The organism is Burkholderia sp. b14, from assembly GCF_900156195.1.
In the GTDB taxonomy this organism is placed as follows: domain Bacteria; phylum Pseudomonadota; class Gammaproteobacteria; order Burkholderiales; family Burkholderiaceae; genus Mycetohabitans.
Genome location: NZ_FTPJ01000002.1, coordinates 455903 through 470782, shown reverse-complemented (window position 1 = coordinate 470782; position 14880 = coordinate 455903). Strand labels below are relative to the sequence as shown.

General features: G+C 60.7%; 15 protein-coding genes, 3 pseudogenes and 1 riboswitch. Of the genes and pseudogenes, 8 read left to right on the top strand and 10 right to left on the bottom strand.

The genetic code is table 11. The features are described 5' to 3' along the window. Positions 1 to 42 precede the first annotated feature (42 nt). Positions 43 to 2151, top strand: a complete 2109-nt coding sequence (locus tag B0B13_RS03315; RefSeq protein WP_237574088.1) for an AAA family ATPase — start codon at positions 43 to 45, stop codon at positions 2149 to 2151. 21 nt (positions 2152 to 2172) lie between these two features. On the opposite strand, the gene arfB is transcribed toward B0B13_RS03315, so the two are convergent. Next, complete coding sequence (gene arfB, locus B0B13_RS03310) at positions 2173 to 2574, bottom strand: alternative ribosome rescue aminoacyl-tRNA hydrolase ArfB (protein ID WP_076794332.1); 402 nt, start codon at positions 2572 to 2574, stop codon at positions 2173 to 2175. 280 nt (positions 2575 to 2854) lie between these two features. On the opposite strand from arfB, the gene B0B13_RS03300 reads away from it, so the two are divergent. Then, the gene (locus tag B0B13_RS03300; RefSeq protein WP_076794330.1) at positions 2855 to 3178 is read left to right on the top strand and encodes an AsnC family transcriptional regulator; all 324 of its coding nucleotides are present in this window, start codon (positions 2855 to 2857) and stop codon (positions 3176 to 3178) included. Here B0B13_RS03300 and B0B13_RS03295 read toward each other — a convergent pair. The 3 genes and pseudogenes from B0B13_RS03295 to thiC all read right to left on the bottom strand — a co-directional run. Further along, positions 3150 to 3548, bottom strand: a pseudogene (locus B0B13_RS03295) (DMT family transporter); the annotation flags it as partial. The gene B0B13_RS03300 and the pseudogene B0B13_RS03295 overlap by 29 nt on opposite strands. Before the next feature lie 170 nt (positions 3549 to 3718). After that, positions 3719 to 3931, bottom strand: coding sequence for a YMGG-like glycine zipper-containing protein (locus B0B13_RS03290; RefSeq protein ID WP_076794329.1), 213 nt, complete (start codon positions 3929 to 3931; stop codon positions 3719 to 3721). A 115-nt stretch (positions 3932 to 4046) separates the two neighbouring features. Beyond that, the gene (gene thiC, locus B0B13_RS03285) at positions 4047 to 5978 is read right to left on the bottom strand and encodes a phosphomethylpyrimidine synthase ThiC (RefSeq protein WP_076794328.1); all 1932 of its coding nucleotides are present in this window, start codon (positions 5976 to 5978) and stop codon (positions 4047 to 4049) included. Positions 5979 to 6059: 81 nt separating this feature from the next. Beyond that, positions 6060 to 6166, bottom strand: a riboswitch (TPP riboswitch). A 415-nt stretch (positions 6167 to 6581) separates the two neighbouring features. On the opposite strand from thiC, the gene B0B13_RS03280 reads away from it, so the two are divergent. Both B0B13_RS03280 and B0B13_RS03270 read left to right on the top strand, forming a co-directional pair. Further along, positions 6582 to 6755, top strand: a complete 174-nt coding sequence (locus tag B0B13_RS03280) for a DUF1328 family protein (RefSeq protein ID WP_076794591.1) — start codon at positions 6582 to 6584, stop codon at positions 6753 to 6755. A 237-nt stretch (positions 6756 to 6992) separates the two neighbouring features. Continuing rightward, positions 6993 to 7526 (top strand): ferritin-like domain-containing protein, encoded by a 534-nt coding sequence (locus B0B13_RS03270; protein WP_233203373.1) that lies wholly within the window; start codon positions 6993 to 6995, stop codon positions 7524 to 7526. A 366-nt stretch (positions 7527 to 7892) separates the two neighbouring features. On the opposite strand, the gene B0B13_RS18665 is transcribed toward B0B13_RS03270, so the two are convergent. The 5 genes and pseudogenes from B0B13_RS18665 to B0B13_RS19025 form a co-directional block, all read right to left on the bottom strand. Next, positions 7893 to 8084: a hypothetical protein gene (locus B0B13_RS18665; protein ID WP_076794325.1), complete on the bottom strand. Its 192-nt coding sequence runs from the start codon at positions 8082 to 8084 to the stop codon at positions 7893 to 7895. Positions 8085 to 8238: 154 nt separating this feature from the next. Beyond that, a complete protein-coding gene (locus B0B13_RS03260) occupies positions 8239 to 8385 on the bottom strand; it encodes a DUF2474 domain-containing protein (protein ID WP_076794323.1) in 147 nt (48 codons plus the stop codon). Further along, positions 8385 to 9392: a cytochrome d ubiquinol oxidase subunit II gene (cydB, locus tag B0B13_RS03255; protein WP_076794321.1), complete on the bottom strand. Its 1008-nt coding sequence runs from the start codon at positions 9390 to 9392 to the stop codon at positions 8385 to 8387. The genes B0B13_RS03260 and cydB overlap by 1 nt, the downstream gene beginning before the upstream one ends. 5 nt (positions 9393 to 9397) lie before the next feature. Further along, the gene (locus tag B0B13_RS03250) at positions 9398 to 10834 is read right to left on the bottom strand and encodes a cytochrome ubiquinol oxidase subunit I (RefSeq protein WP_076794319.1); all 1437 of its coding nucleotides are present in this window, start codon (positions 10832 to 10834) and stop codon (positions 9398 to 9400) included. A gap of 107 nt (positions 10835 to 10941) precedes the next feature. Next, positions 10942 to 11367, bottom strand: a pseudogene (locus B0B13_RS19025) (pyridoxal-phosphate dependent enzyme); the annotation flags it as partial. A gap of 3 nt (positions 11368 to 11370) precedes the next feature. Between B0B13_RS19025 and B0B13_RS03245 the strand changes: the two are divergent. Beyond that, a complete protein-coding gene (locus B0B13_RS03245; protein ID WP_083703600.1) occupies positions 11371 to 11511 on the top strand; it encodes an EAL domain-containing protein in 141 nt (46 codons plus the stop codon). Between the two features lie 126 nt (positions 11512 to 11637). Here the strand turns inward: B0B13_RS03245 and B0B13_RS03240 are convergent, their stop codons facing one another. Continuing rightward, a complete protein-coding gene (locus tag B0B13_RS03240) occupies positions 11638 to 12948 on the bottom strand; it encodes a hypothetical protein (RefSeq protein ID WP_237574089.1) in 1311 nt (436 codons plus the stop codon). Between the two features lie 381 nt (positions 12949 to 13329). Here B0B13_RS03240 and B0B13_RS17660 point away from each other — a divergent pair. From B0B13_RS17660 to B0B13_RS03220, 3 genes and pseudogenes are all read left to right on the top strand, one after another. Continuing rightward, positions 13330 to 13542 (top strand): annotated as a pseudogene (locus B0B13_RS17660) (hypothetical protein); the annotation flags it as partial. Positions 13543 to 14199: 657 nt separating this feature from the next. Further along, the gene (locus B0B13_RS03225; RefSeq protein ID WP_076794316.1) at positions 14200 to 14493 is read left to right on the top strand and encodes a toxin-antitoxin system TumE family protein; all 294 of its coding nucleotides are present in this window, start codon (positions 14200 to 14202) and stop codon (positions 14491 to 14493) included. Beyond that, entirely contained in the window at positions 14490 to 14834 is a 345-nt protein-coding gene (locus tag B0B13_RS03220) for an HVO_A0114 family putative DNA-binding protein (RefSeq protein ID WP_076788131.1), read from the top strand. Before B0B13_RS03225 ends, B0B13_RS03220 begins: the two co-directional genes overlap by 4 nt. The last annotated feature ends 46 nt before the right edge of the window (positions 14835 to 14880 follow it).

Genomic DNA, 14880 nt, shown 5'->3' with positions numbered 1-14880 from the left:
TCAGGAGGTACGGACCATGCCCGGCTTCGGTGGAGAGCAGTGATGACTGACATCATGCTGGCCCAGGGGTTCTCGCGCCGGATCGGCGCGCTTGCGCAGCGCTTGGGAGCAGCCGCCGGCGATGCACGCGTCGCTGCGGCCGCCGCCGCGATGGTCAGCGCGGCGACTGCGAACGGACATGTCTGCATCGAGTTGGCAGCGCTCGCGCGGCAACTCGGGCAGCCGCCCGACACAGTCCGCGCGTTACTGCTCGCAAGCGGCGTTGCCGCGTGCATCGACGATGACGAGCCGGCGCCCCGTTTGCCGCTGGTGATCGATACCGATGACCGACTCTATCTCGCACGCTATTACGAATTCGAGCGTGGATTGGCCAATGCACTGAGCGCACGTGCGCAAGCGGAATTTGATGATGCGTCGTCCGATGACGCGCAGCGGTGGCGTAACGTGTTGTCCCGCTATTTCGGCGAGGCGAGCGGCAGCGGCCTCGACTGGCAGCGCGTCGCGGCGGCTGTCGCCTTGTCCGGGAAACTGACGATTGTGAGTGGTGGGCCAGGCACGGGTAAGACGACCACGGTCGTCGGCGTGCTGGCCTGTTTGCTCGATGCCAAACCGGACCTGCGCATCGCGCTGGCGGCGCCCACCGGCAAGGCGGCACAGCGCATGCTGGAGGCATTGGCGTCCCGCACAGACCGGTTGGCCCACCATATCGCCGCCAAGCTGCCAACCGCATCATATACGCTGCATCGGTTGCTGGGCAGCACACCGGACAGGGGCTTTCGCCACCATCGGCGCAATCCTTTGCCGTACGATGTTATCGTCGTTGACGAGGCTTCGATGATCGACGTCGCGCTGGCAAGCCGGTTGGTGGACGCCGTTGCACCGCGTGCTCGGTTGATTCTACTGGGCGACAAGGACCAATTGGCCGCGGTCGACGCGGGAGCGGTGTTCGCCGAACTGAGTGCCCATCCGTGCTATGTCGGCCAGCGCGCCGAGCGCATCGCGCAGGCGCTTGGCTGCACGACCAACACATTGCGCAACGCGCTTGCCTGGCATGTTCGCGGTGGCCTGCCCCAACGCGAACACACTGATCTGCTACCGGATGGGGATGTGCTCCCGGAGCGGGCGGATTATCGCGCGTTGTTCGATACGCTTGGCGTGTTGGCCGCGCCGCCTGACACGCCGACGACGCCCTCGGCGCCTGCACAGCGCGATCTGTTCGCCGACGACAATCCGGCGGATGGGGCGGGTACCATCGATCCGGTGCCGAACGACACGGCGAGCGCGGCCGACAGTGCACAGCCCGCCGCGCTCGCCAATTGCGTCGTGTGGTTGCAGACCAACTATCGATTCGGTCTTGATTCTCCGATTGGACAGCTGTCCAGTGCAATCCGCGACGGTTCGCCGGCGGACGCGCTCGGCGTGCTCGAGGCGGCAGACGATTGCGCGCCTGCCTACTTCATCGATGACGGCGGACCGGCACTCGGACACGCGGCACGCGAATATATCGCGCGGGGTTTCGCACGCTATGCCGATCTGCTGGCTGGGATGTTGCAGCGGCGCGAGCCGCAGGCCGGTGTGCTGTTCGACGCGCTTAACGCATTCCGTGTGCTGTGCGCGGTTCGCGCCGGTCCACACGGTGTCGATGCATTGAATGAGTGGATCAGTGCTGAACTGCGTCGGGTCGCCCGCTTGCCATTTGCGCCGGCCGCCCGGTGGTTTGCTGGCCGTCCGGTCATCGTCACGCGCAACGACTATGCGCTCGGCCTGTTCAATGGCGACATCGGCATCGCGCTGCCGGCTGGCGACGGCGCGCTGCGGGTGGTCTTCGAACAGGGGGCTGGACAGCGCCGGAGTGTGTCGCCCGCAATGCTGCCGTCGCACGATACGGCATTCGCGCTCACGGTCCACAAGTCACAGGGTTCGGAATTAGAACGGGCTGCGCTGGTGTTGCCGCCTACGTTCAGCCGGGCTTTGTCGCGGGAGTTGATTTACACGGCTGTGACCCGTGCACGGGCTCAAATCGCGATTATTGGCACGCGTGCGGTGCTGGCACAGGCCATTGGCACGCCGACCCGCCGCGATACCGGACTGTCGGCGCGGTTACGATACGCGGCGGCGCGTACACAGCGCGAAACCGCCTCGTCACGATAAAGTCGTGAGCGCCTGTGGAGCTTAGTCGGTCACCGGCCGTCTGCCGGCCTTGATTTGGCCATGGCGCGCCTTCTTGTCGAGCCTGCGCATCCGCGACGCCAGCGTCGGCCGGGTTGCCCGGCGGGGTCGACGGGAGAGACTGGCGCGTTCGATCAGCTCGTGCAGGCGTGCGAGCGCCTCGGTACGATTCGACTCCTGTGTCCGGTAGGACTGCGCCTTGATCACGATGACCCCATCGCGCGTAATACGGTTATCGTTCAGCGCGAGCAAGCGCATCTTGACAACCTCGGGCAGCGACGAAGACCGAATCGAAAACCGTAAGTGGATCGCACTGGATACCTTATTGACGTTTTGCCCACCTGCGCCTTGCGCTCGCACTGCCGTCATGGTGATTTCGTGGTCGGGAACGACGAGCTTGTGCATGGTTCAGTGTCTGCCCCTACTGGCCAGTTCAGCCGATATAGCATCATGGAAGCTGGTCCGGATTGCCCGCGCCAGCAACGCGTCCCGGGTGATTTCGTCGGCGCTGACGTTGCAGCGCACCAGGGCCTCATAGCCGATGATACCTTCTATGCATGCCATGCCGCTACGTCGCATCATGTTCCTCGGCACCTTGCCATGTTGGACGCTTCGCTCGCGCGTACCTTGCACGTAATGCTTGCTGGCCGGCGGACGGTCAGCATTTCTTTTGAGTCGTAGCATCATGAATGTCAAGCTCGATCAGTATGATTTTCGGATTCTTGAACTGCTGCAGCAAGACGCCCGCATTTCGCATGCCGAGGTCGGACGGCGCGTCCATCTGAGCCAGCCGGCTGTATCCGAGCGGATCCGCAGGCTCGAGGCCAGTGGCGTGATTGCCGGATATCGCACGCAAGTGGATCCGGTTAAGCTTGGCTATGCGATCTGCGCGATGATACGGATGCGCGCCCGGCACCACGGCGAACATGGCGCGCAACCGCAACAGGATCCGTCGCGGATTGGCAAGCCAGCGCCAGGCGCTACGATTCCTGCGTGCGTAACCGCTTGATGAGGCCGGCGGCGAGCGCGGTACCGATCAGCACGACCCCGCATCCCTCGATCATCCGCATCGACACGGATTCCGCGAGGAACAGCGCGCCCCACAGAATACCGAACACCGGTATCACGAACGTTACCGTCATCGCGCGGGCCGGGCCGGCCGTGGCCAGCAAATGGAAGTAGAGCCTGTACGCGATACCCGTGCACGCGACACCGAGCGCCAGTACCGCGAGCCACGCATGCGTCGAGACCGGGGCAGCAGGCCAGCCCCACGCGGCCAGCGGCAACAAGGCGATGGACGCGCCGACCATGCTGCCGCACGCCACGGTCAACGAGTCCACCCCGGACAGATATTGTTTGGTGTAGTTCGCCGCCACGCCTTATAAGCGTGACGGGCGTGACGGAGCCCGCGTGCGCCCCGATGGGCGACTGAGGGACGGCCAGGGGTGGCTAGCGGCGCGGTGGTAGAAGTGCCGCCGGCGGAAGCGCCGCCTGCCGGCTCGTTCCGCAGCGGCTCACGCGAGCCGCGTCCCTGTCGCGCGACGAAGCCTTACTTGCCAACCCGGTTGCCGATGATGCCGCCGACAGCTGCGCCGCCCAGCGTCGACAGTGCGTTGCCGCCGATTGCCGCGCCGGCGACGCCGCCCACGCCCGCGCCGATCGCGGTGTTGCGCTGGCGTGTGGTCATCCCGTCGCACGCCACCAAGCTCGTCAGCAGCGCGGCGACGAGCGCCGCGGCGCCAATACGCTTAACCGAATTCATGATGGTGACTCCTCATTGTATTGATTGTCGGCCTGATTCGATAGTACGCGACCGATACGTTTCAAGACGTTACGGCTTTGTAGGCGATTCGTCGCTTTTGTAAGCAAATGTTACTTTACTGTTTCTGGTAGATCTCGGCGCCCGACTGCTTGAACTCGATTGCCTTGACTTCCATGCCCTTGCGCAGCGCCTCCACTTCGCCAACACCTTGCTTCTCGGCAAACTCGCGCACGTCCTGCGTGATCTTCATCGAACAGAAATGTGGGCCACACATCGAGCAGAAGTGGGCAACCTTTGCGGAATCCTTCGGCAGTGTCTCGTCGTGGAATTCGCGCGCCTTGTCCGGATCGAGTCCGAGATTGAACTGATCCTCCCAACGGAACTCGAAGCGGGCCTTCGACAACGCGTTGTCACGCATCTGCGCGCCGGGATGCCCCTTCGCAAGGTCGGCGGCGTGCGCGGCAAGCTTGTACGTGATGATGCCTTCCTTGACATCGTCTTTGTTCGGTAACCCCAGGTGTTCCTTCGGCGTTACGTAGCACAGCATCGCGGTGCCAAACCAGCCGATCATCGCCGCGCCGATACCCGAGGTGATATGGTCGTATCCCGGCGCGATGTCGGTGGTCAGCGGTCCGAGCGTATAGAACGGCGCTTCGTTGCACCACTCCAGCTGCAAATCCATGTTTTCCTTGATCAACTGCATCGGCACGTGCCCCGGACCTTCGATCATCGTCTGCACATCGTGCTTCCATGCAATCTGCGTCAACTCGCCCAGCGTCTTGAGTTCGGCGAGCTGCGCCTCGTCGTTTGCATCGTAGACCGAGCCCGGCCGTAACCCGTCGCCCAGCGAGAAGCTCACGTCGTATGCCTTCATGATCTCGCAGATGTCTTCGAAATGTTCGTACAGGAAGCTCTCGCGGTGATGGGCAAGACACCACTTGGCCATGATCGAACCGCCGCGCGAGACAATCCCCGTCATGCGGCTCGCAGTCATCGGTACATAGCGCAGCAGCACGCCGGCATGAATCGTAAAGTAGTCGACGCCTTGTTCGGCCTGCTCAATCAGCGTGTCGCGGAAGATTTCCCAGGTCAGTTCTTCCGCCTTGCCGTGAACTTTCTCCAGCGCCTGATAGATTGGCACGGTACCGATCGGCACCGGGCTGTTGCGGATAATCCACTCGCGCGTCTCGTGGATGTTCTTGCCGGTGGACAAGTCCATCACGGTATCGCCGCCCCAGCGGATCGCCCATGTCATCTTGTCGACTTCCTCACCGATCGATGACGTGACAGCGGAGTTGCCGATGTTTGCGTTGATCTTCACCAGGAAGTTGCGGCCGATGATCATCGGCTCGGATTCGGGATGATTGATGTTGGCCGGAATGATCGCGCGACCGCGCGCGACTTCGTCACGCACGAATTCGGGGGTGATTTCGCGGGCCTGAGTGCCACTGAATGCCGTCGCGCCGAATGCGTTGCCACGGTGCTGCCGGCCGATCAGCTCGGCCAGCTTGGCGCCCTGTGGCCCGCTGGCGCGCAGACTCTCCAGATACTCATGACGACGCTGGTTTTCGCGGATCGCAATGAACTCCATTTCCGGCGTGATGATGCCGCGGCGCGCGTAGTGCATCTGGGTCACGTTGGCGCCGGCTTTGGCTCGCCGCGGCGCGCGATGTAGCCCTGGAAAGCGTAGTTGCGCGGTGTCCGGGTCGGCCGCGCGGGCCTGGCCGTACTGGCTCGAGAGCCTTTTCAGCCGCTCGGTGTCGCCGCGCTCCTCGATCCAGGCCTCACGCATCGCGGGCAGGCCGGCACGGATGTCGATCCTGGCGTCGGGATCAGTATACGGGCCGGACGTGTCATAGACCGTGATCGGCGGGTTTTTCTCACCACCGAAGCCGGTCGGTGTGTCGGCCTGGCTGATTTCGCGCATCGGAACCCGCAGGTCGGGCCGGGAGCCGGTCACATAGATTTTGCGGGAATTCGGCAGCGGCGTGACCGCGGCATCGTCCACGCGTGCGGACTCGGACAGAAACTTTGGGTTGGCAACCATCGCATGTCTCCTGTGGGCAAGGGCAACGGAACACGGGAGACCAGAGAAGCGGTGGAGCGGGGCGGATGCGGCGACCATCGTTGATCGACCCCGGACGCTTCCCTGCGCTGGCATTACCCAGATCAGGTTCAAAGGGTGTTTCTCACCCGCTTGACAATGGTGCGCAAGCAGGACCCCCGCGTAGCAGGTTCACGATACACTGGTTCAGGGGCGTTTGGCAACCGCCGTCCGTAATGTTGACGCCGCTGTCCGTGACGTTTGCCGTCCATAACGTGGGATGGGATCTAGGGTCGCGTGATTTTTTTGAGGTCGCACCACCCATCTCCAGCGGTTTCAGTCTCAGTAAATTAGGGTAGAGCTTACGCTAAATGGAGTAAGGCTTACTTATTGTATGAAACAAAGTGGCGGCCTCTACTTGTCTGGGTAACCTACAACCAGTGCGTCGTGCCACCGTTCGGTAAACGGCTCTAAACCCTTGATTTCGAGAGGACAATGTGTTGTCAGCCAGTGCGTTGCCGGGGTAGCGAGCAACAATTCTGGCATTGCCTTTGCTTTACTTGCGCTCGTTGCCGAATCCCGGCACTTGCTATGGAGGTCGCGATCATGTTGAAGTGGGCATTATTTTTTGCGATTGTCGCCATCATCGCGGGATTGCTTGGATTCAGCGGCATTGCCACGGGCGCGGCCGCGATTGCGAAATTCCTGTTTTTCGTCTTCGTCGTGCTGTGCGTGGTGTGCCTGCTGATCGGCATTTTTGTCGCGAAGAAGATCACCTAGCCGCCACACGCAAACGGCGGGCGCGTCATGCGGGGCCTAAAGGTGCCGCGATGCTGCACGCCACAGCACGGTTGCTTCTTATTGCAGTCGTGATGGCCGGCGCATCGGAATTGACCGACTTGGCTACGCGTGGCGCGCAGACCGCGCAAAAATCTTGTTTTGTGTTTCGCTGTCGTGTTTGTCGTCAGGTTGCTGATCGGCGTGACAAGGACATGACAGTTATTTATGGAGGTTGCAATGACAGACACTTTTAGACTCGACTTAGAGACAATCCGTGAGCGCGCTCGCCAGCATATGGACGAGGGTCCCGTGACGTCGACCTACAGCGCGGATCGCGACACGATCCTAAAGCTGCTCAATGACGCGCTGGCCACGGAACTGGTCTGCACGCTGCGCTATAAGCGGCATTATTTCATGGCAAAAGGGATCAACTCGGAAGCGGTGGCCGACGAGTTTGCACAGCATGCGGCCGAGGAGCAGCAGCATGCGGATCAGCTTGCGCAGCGCATCGTGCAGTTAGGCGGGTCGCCCGATTTTGCGCCAGCCGGGCTGGCCAGCCGCGCGCACTCCGAATATGTGGAAGGCGAGACGCTGACCGAGATGATTCGAGAAAACCTGGTTGCGGAGCGCATCGCGATTGATACCTACCGCGAGATCGTCAAGTACATTGGCGACAAGGACCCGACCACGCGCCGCATCTTCGAGGAAATCCTGGCGGTTGAGGAAGAGCATGCCGACGACATGGCCGACTTGCTCGAGGAGCGCGCCTAACGCGCAGGCCGCTTCACGCGGCCTGCGCGCGTCGCTGTCCGCCGCGCCAATGGACTACGCCGGCTAGCGCGGCGGCGGCCAGCCCGAACATTGTGGTCCCGCACCTGGCACGGGCCGCTGTTGCGCAGGTCCAGGTAGCTCAGGAGGTTCATCAGCGTTGGCGTGCAGCACGCCTACCTCGTAGCAGCCGCCCTGGCCTCGGCTGTCAGTGCCATCAAGGGCATTGCGGTAGCGTCATGCGTCACGAGCGTCGTCGAGCAGAATGGCGACCTGCGCCGTCATATCCACCTATTGTGTGCGGTCCGGATTCAGCACGTCGAACAGCGTGTAGAAGAATACCGCGTTGTTGATTTTCTCTGGCGGGGGCTAGATCCAGCTCACATCGGCCTCTGCGGCCTGGGCTTTGACTGTCATCGTCGACAGGTCGGCCAGCTTCACCAGCCTGGGGACTTGGAACGATGCGACGATTGCCTGGTCCTCCAGCGTGCACACGAGTGTAACGACAGCAGCGATCGGGGTGGGCCGATCCTCTAACACGTATAGCGGGCATTGCGTCATGAGCAGTTTGATGCGTTGACAGGGCAGGCGCGATTCAAGGTTGCCAGATGGCGACCGCACGAGCCGTGTTGTGCTGTCAACCACTACACATGTCTGTCGGTATTTCGTTTGCAACTATGCACACAGGTGACGGCGTGTGCGGATGTTGGCCAGCTCAGGAGGACAACCCAGCTGCGTGCATCGCGATGCGCAATGCACCAGCGACGACGGCCAACGCGGTGACGCCGGTCGTCCATAGTGCGATCAACCAAGCCAATCGCTTAATCCAAGCCGGCATGCGGTTTTGACGGGATGTTGGCATCAATGGTAGTGCTCGCCAGGATGTACCTTGCCCCGGAACACATAGTACGACCACGTCGTGTAGCCGAGGATGAACGGGATGATGAACAGGGTGCCGAGCAGTGTAAAGCCCTGGCTCTGCAACGGACCGGCCACGTCCCAGATCGATAGCGACGGTGGCACGATGTTCGGCCAGATGCTGATTGCCAGCCCGGTGTAGCCTAAGAACATCAGCGCCAGCGCGCACAGGAACGGACCGGCGTGCGGCGTGTGGCTCAACGAGCGTCGGAGAACATAAACGGAAAGCAGCACCAGCAATGGGACGGGGCAAAACCAAAGCAGGTTAGGCAGCGTAAACCAGCGCTGTGCGATGTGGGGATGGGCGATTGGCGTCCAGATGCTGACAATCGCGATCGCGGCGAGCACGAGCCATGCGAGCCGCCGCGCTATGCCGATCATCGTGCGTTGCAACGTATGTTCGGTTTTCATGATCAGCCATGTCGCGCCCAGCAGTGCATAGATCGCGACCACGCCAAGTCCGCAAAAGAGTGCAAACGGCTTGACCCAATCGAGGGCGCCGCCAGCGAACGCATCGCCGTTGACCTTCACGCCGTCGATATACGCGCCCAGCGCTACGCCCTGGAAGAATGACGCGAGCAACGAGCCAACCACGAATGCGATGTCCCAGATGGGGCGCTCGCGGTCGTTGGCCTTGAAACGGAACTCGAACGCCACGCCGCGAAAGATCAGGCCGAGTAGCATGAAAATCAGCGGCAGATACAACGCGCTCAGCAAAATCGCATAGGCTCGTGGAAACGCGGCCAGCAGCCCGGCACCGCCCAGCACCAGCCAGGTTTCATTGCCGTCCCAAACCGGCGCGACGCTGTTCATCATTAAGTCACGCTCCGTGCGGTTCGGCACGAAAGGAAAGAGCAGGCCGATACCGAGATCGAAGCCGTCAGTTACGACATACATCATCACGCCGGCAAAGATGATCACGGCCCAGACCAGAGAAATGTCGAAACCCATTGTTTTTATCTCCCGACGTCGCCCATCGTGGCCGTTCGACGTTCGTTCTCGTGCGCGGCGGACAGCGGTCGCGCCGGGGTGTGCAGCTGTCCCGGGCCGCCCGTGGGCGGCCCAGTATCGGGTTGCAGCTGGGGGCCCTGACGGATCAGCCGCAGGATATAAGCCAATCCAGCCCCGAAGACGAATAAATATGACACGACGAACAACACCACCGACAGCAGTATTTCCGGCGCCGGATGTGGCGTCACCGCATCGGCGGTTCGCAGCAGGCCATACACGACCCAAGGCTGCCGACCGATTTCTGTGGTCAGCCAGCCTGCGAGTACGGCGGCCAGTCCGGCCGGCCCCATCACCAGCGTGCAGCGCAGGAATGCGCGACAGTAGTATAGGCGTGCGCGGCGGCGCAAGAACAGGCTCCATGCGCCCAGCGCAATCATCAACAGTCCGAGGCCGACCATCGTACGAAAGGTCCAGAACACCACAGTCGAATTCGGCCGCTCGTCTGGGGGAAACGCCTTCAAGCCCTGGAATTGCTTGTTCCAGCTATGTGCCAGGATCAGGCTGCCCAAGTGCGGGATCTCGAGCGCATAACGGGTCTGCTCGCGTTGCATGTCGGGCCAGCCGAAGACGATCAGCGGTACGGCTTCGTTTCCGCGGTTCTCCCAGTGGCCTTCGATGGCAGCAAGCTTGGCTGGTTGATGTTCCAGCGTGTTGAGTCCGTGTGCGTCGCCCACCACGGCCTGGATCGGTGCGACGACCAATATCATGCCCATCGCCATCGATAGCATCTTGCGGATCGCGGCATTGTCGTGGCCGCGCAGCAGGTGCCAAGCGGCCGATGCGGCCACGAACAACGCGGTGGCCAGAAACGCGGCCAGGCTCATGTGCACGAGGCGGTACGGGAACGATGGATTGGCGATGACTTGCAGCCAGTGGACGGGCACGACGTGCCCGTCGATGATCTGATATCCCTGCGGAGTTTGCATCCAGCTGTTTGAGGCCAAGATCCATGTCGTTGAAATTAGCGTCCCGACGGCAACCATGATGGTTGACAGGAAATGCAATCCCGGTCCGACCTTGTTCCACCCGAACAGCATGACGCCGAGGAATCCCGCCTCGAGGAAAAACGCGGTCAGTACCTCGTAGGCGAGCAGCGGGCCGGTTACGCCCCCGGCAAAGCGCGAAAAACCCGCCCAGTTGGTGCCAAACTGATAGGCCATGACGATGCCCGACACCACGCCCATGCCGAAGTTGACGGCAAAGATCTTGATCCAGAATTGATACAGGTCGCGGTAGACGATGTTGCGCGTGCGCAGCCAGCATCCCTCGAGCACGGCCAGATAGCTCGCCAGGCCAATCGTGATGGTGGGAAAGAGAATATGGAAAGAGATCGTAAAAGCGAACTGAAAGCGCGCCAAATCCAGCGCGGACAAGCCTAACATGCGAGTTCCTCCATCGCGGCAACGACGTCCGCGGTTGGACGTCGCGCCATGGCGAAGCAGACCCCGTGCCCGCGCCCCCCGGCGCGCGATGGTTGAGTGCGGCCGCACTATTGCGCCAGCAGTGCGGCGTATCGATCCAGGCCCATGTTGCCCCCGCTGAGCAGCACGCCGATACACTTGCTTGTGAAGCGGCCCGCGACGCAGCGGGCCGCTGCAAAGCCCAGGTAACCCGTCGGCTCGACGACGATCTTCATCCTTGATGCAAAAAACCGGAGGCAACGATCAACTCATCGTCCGATGCGATCTCGATATCGGTGATGTCGCGCTGAATGATCGGGAAGGTCAATTGCCCCAGTTGCTGCGTCTGCGAGCCGTCCGCGAGAGTCTTTGGTGTGTCGATGCGCACGCGTGAGCCGCTGCGCAACGATTATTGTCCGTCGTTGCCCGCTTTCCGCTTGACACCGAACAACTCACAATGCAGCGAGCGCCGTCCTGGACAGCAGTCCGCCGCCTAGCGGCACGAACAGTGCATTTTGATGTCGCATCGCTTCGACCCTCAGGTCGTGGCCGAAGGCGTGGAAAGCCTAGAGCAATTCGCCTGGCTGCTCGACGCGGGTTGCGACCTCGTGCAAGGGTGCCCGGTGCGCATGCTGCCGGCGCTCGTCGAGTTTGAGTAATCGTCAAGGAGAATGTCTCGAGATCGGTGTGCAGTCCGCTTCGAGGTTGGCGCTGCGCTGGCACGTCCATCGTACGATGCCGCTTGAGCCCATGATCGACGTCGTTGTGAGATGGGAGGGCCTGGATCAGGAGTACCAAAGCTGGACGGATACCACTGAAGGGACAATTAATCGGGCACACTTTTGAACCATGGTATGCCGTTCTAATCCAGATAGCACCCAATGCCCGCGAAGCTCGTTCAGTACTTTCCATAAAGTGGCTTCGTCCGTACCCTTCAATAGACTCAGTCCTTGCTGCCAGACCCGCTGTGCCAGCGTGTCGTTCATCAAAGGGACACACCTAATTAGCCCTAATGCTGCTGAAACACGCTGCGCCGCGGGTACGCGCGCCAAATGGCGCTCAAGCAACGCAAGCTCTTGCTCTTGTTGCCTGGTGGACAACCCATCGAGTCCTGCGGGTAAATGGCGCAGTGCGACCGCCCACTGATCATCAGGCAGTGATAGAGCCCAATCGCGCACTTGCGCATACCGCACGGGTTGCTCCGCTTCCGGCAAAAACCAAATGTAACTTCCCAACGCGCCGGCCGACGAGCCTTGATGGGACCGGGGCAGGCGTAATGCGTAGTCTTGCAGGAGCGCATGGAGTTGGGGGACGCGCGGGTCTGACTGTCTGAATTTAAGCAATAAGCGGCACATTGTCGGGATGATCTGCTCCTGCTCGGCCACGCTCAGCGACGGCAGCCGTGCCAGCAGCGCGTAATACCGCTGAGCAAAGTGGGGCGTGTCAGAAGTATGGATCGAGAAATTTGACAACCCGAGCGCCAGTTCTGGCCACACATTGTCTTGTCCTGGCTTACGCTGCTCGACCAGCGCGTAGGCAAAGTCAAAGAGTTCAGTCCATACGCGGTCATAGGCGAAATCCCGGTGCATGAGCAACAGCGCTTTTTGTATCTGCACGCCTTCTTGCGGGATACACTGTGCGGCTGCGAATACACGCTTGAACACGTCGGCGCAGTCTCCTTCAGGCAACGCTCGCAGCCGTTGGCGCAGTGCGTCCAGGGGTTCGGCGTGCTGCGCTGGATTGGCGAGCGTGCCGTCCATTTCATTGAGCAACTGGTTGACCGATTCACGACTCACGGCTTGTTGAGCCCGCTGCCAATAGCGGTGCACCAGGCGTCTGGTCTGCATCGCATGATATGTGCGTCGATTGACGGTGGAAAACGGTATCACGTCTTGAACGGGCACGTAGTCACCAATGCGCGCGATGACCTCGGTTGGCAGGTCCTGGTAAGTGGTGGGCTGCTTGAACCGTGGGTTTGCCCACGCGGCGCGGGGCGGTTGCGGCGACGGTGACGGCGCGGTGGGTGATGGGACAGATGCCAATGTGCAAACGTAGGCAGACGAGTCGTTTAAAGCAGTGTTCAGATCAAATTCCATCGGCAAGCTCAGCGATAAGTCAAGAAGACGCCACGCGCAGCGAAGCTGTGCAGCAGGCTAGCGGGTAGCGGCGCGCAGCGATACGTTGCGAGCGTGAGTTTTATGGCGGGTAAGCTCAAGTCGTGACGCGTGGCTGAGCGGCTCGGCACTAGCCGAGACAATTGGACGAATTGGATGCACACATCCATGACTTTTATTTTCATGATATGCCTCGCTCATAAAATCCGGACAGGTTAGTCTGATTAGGAGTGGTGCACCGTGACGTATGCTGTCAAACGACCTGCCCCCTGGGAAGCGGTCTACCAACAGACGCAGCGCTGGGTGCGAGCGGGCTGTTTTGAAGCGATTGCGCATGACGCCGGCATCCGGCGTACGTACTGTAAGGGCTTCGTGCTGTTGCTCAGGCGCTGGACGGCCGAACGCAGTTTCGCATGGGCGGCTCGCTTTCGACGCCTCGCTCGCAACTATGAACGTTGGCCTCAAACACTCGCCGATTTCCATTTCCTCGCCTGTGCCTGCTTGATGCTGCCCAAAATCGTCGACCTTACTCATGCAGGTTCATACAGGTTCACAACACGCTCTAGCGAAGAGTAGGGAGAGGCGCGCAGCGATACGTTGCGAGTTTAAGTTTCTTGACGATATCATAATTTACATAATCTATATTATCGCATCTTAGGGATGTAGTAGCTTTATCGATGGAATGGTCGCCTCCCGCCTCAGGCCAATCTGGGCTTTCGTGGCGTGGATGGCGGCGTCAAGCCGTCGAGCCGATCATCGGGCATGTCAAACAGGATCATGGAATACGGCGCTGCTGGCTCAAAGGCGTAACCGGTGATGCGATGCATGCCGTGGCAGTTTGCCGCGACACCGCACGAATCGGGCGCCGATCGAGCTGTTGTGGATAGACCGCGCACGCCGAGTTCGCTCAACGAAACGGCCGAGATGAACACCCGGTACGTCGCCAGCGAGCTCGATCACGGTTCGCGAGTCAAGCGTTTTTGCGGCCAATGCAACCCAAATGCAGCTGTCAAGGATTACGCCCATGAATCCCGCACACTGTCATCCAAGCCAGTACGGCTGTCAGCCAGCCAAGCATCGGCCTGCAACGGCGTGAGCGCTACGAGTAGCCCCGCGACGAAGTCGATGCTTGGCGTTACTGTGAGGCATATGAGCAGCAGATGCGCTGCGGCGGGCTATGCCCGACAGTATGACGGTTGACGCCATAATTTATGGTATGGCAAAATACGCCATATGAAAAAGAAGGCGACGCTGTTATTTGAAGATCGAATGGCTTATCCGGACGGAGCCATCCTTGAAATGCGGATCTGGCGATTGCCCGAATGTGATGCGGAAAGACCCCATGGTTTGAAATACAGCCTGTTCTATGGTCAGGGCGGCGTAAGAATCATTGGCTACAATAATGAACGTGGCAAGGGCGACCATCGCCACTATCGTGATCGCGAAGTGCCCTACGTTTTTTCGACGGCAGAACAGATGGTGAGGGACTTTTTAGGGGATGTTGAACGCGAAAGGAGCGGAAAATGAGCAAACTGACAGTCCATGTAAGCGGCGCGCGTGATATGGGACAGCGGTTCGTGAATGCCTTTGAGCGCGCGGCCAGAGGTGAGCATTTTAAGGAAAGTCACGTCACGTTTCTCTCGTGGCAGGAAATGGTGGCGGCGCTGACGCCCAAACGGCTGGAGCTGCTACGCTATTTGCACCGAGAAGGCGCCGATAGCGTCAAAGCTTTGGCCTGCGCTTTATCGCGTGACTACAAGCGCGTGCATGCTGATGTGGCAGCGCTAGAAGTTGCCGGTCTGGTCGTGCGGGAAAACGGCCGCTTGACAGCGCCGTGGGACGCACTTGCCGCTGAGGTGGCCTTGTAGTGGCGAACGTAAATAACGCGCTCAATGAACACGCCGCACTTTCCCC

What these genes read in the sequence shown, in the direction of transcription:
- B0B13_RS03315 (WP_237574088.1), top strand. Translation starts at nt 43, where the DNA reads ATGACTGACATCATGCTGGCCCAGGGGTTCTCGCGCCGGATCGGCGCG.
- arfB (WP_076794332.1), bottom strand. Translation starts at nt 2,574, where the DNA reads ATGCACAAGCTCGTCGTTCCCGACCACGAAATCACCATGACGGCAGTG.
- B0B13_RS03300 (WP_076794330.1), top strand. Translation starts at nt 2,855, where the DNA reads ATGAATGTCAAGCTCGATCAGTATGATTTTCGGATTCTTGAACTGCTG.
- B0B13_RS03290 (WP_076794329.1), bottom strand. Translation starts at nt 3,931, where the DNA reads ATGAATTCGGTTAAGCGTATTGGCGCCGCGGCGCTCGTCGCCGCGCTG.
- thiC (WP_076794328.1), bottom strand. Translation starts at nt 5,978, where the DNA reads ATGGTTGCCAACCCAAAGTTTCTGTCCGAGTCCGCACGCGTGGACGAT.
- B0B13_RS03280 (WP_076794591.1), top strand. Translation starts at nt 6,582, where the DNA reads ATGTTGAAGTGGGCATTATTTTTTGCGATTGTCGCCATCATCGCGGGA.
- B0B13_RS03270 (WP_233203373.1), top strand. Translation starts at nt 6,993, where the DNA reads ATGACAGACACTTTTAGACTCGACTTAGAGACAATCCGTGAGCGCGCT.
- B0B13_RS18665 (WP_076794325.1), bottom strand. Translation starts at nt 8,084, where the DNA reads ATGACGCAATGCCCGCTATACGTGTTAGAGGATCGGCCCACCCCGATC.
- B0B13_RS03260 (WP_076794323.1), bottom strand. Translation starts at nt 8,385, where the DNA reads ATGCCAACATCCCGTCAAAACCGCATGCCGGCTTGGATTAAGCGATTG.
- cydB (WP_076794321.1), bottom strand. Translation starts at nt 9,392, where the DNA reads ATGGGTTTCGACATTTCTCTGGTCTGGGCCGTGATCATCTTTGCCGGC.
- B0B13_RS03250 (WP_076794319.1), bottom strand. Translation starts at nt 10,834, where the DNA reads ATGTTAGGCTTGTCCGCGCTGGATTTGGCGCGCTTTCAGTTCGCTTTT.
- B0B13_RS03245 (WP_083703600.1), top strand. Translation starts at nt 11,371, where the DNA reads ATGTCGCATCGCTTCGACCCTCAGGTCGTGGCCGAAGGCGTGGAAAGC.
- B0B13_RS03240 (WP_237574089.1), bottom strand. Translation starts at nt 12,948, where the DNA reads ATGGAATTTGATCTGAACACTGCTTTAAACGACTCGTCTGCCTACGTT.
- B0B13_RS03225 (WP_076794316.1), top strand. Translation starts at nt 14,200, where the DNA reads ATGAAAAAGAAGGCGACGCTGTTATTTGAAGATCGAATGGCTTATCCG.
- B0B13_RS03220 (WP_076788131.1), top strand. Translation starts at nt 14,490, where the DNA reads ATGAGCAAACTGACAGTCCATGTAAGCGGCGCGCGTGATATGGGACAG.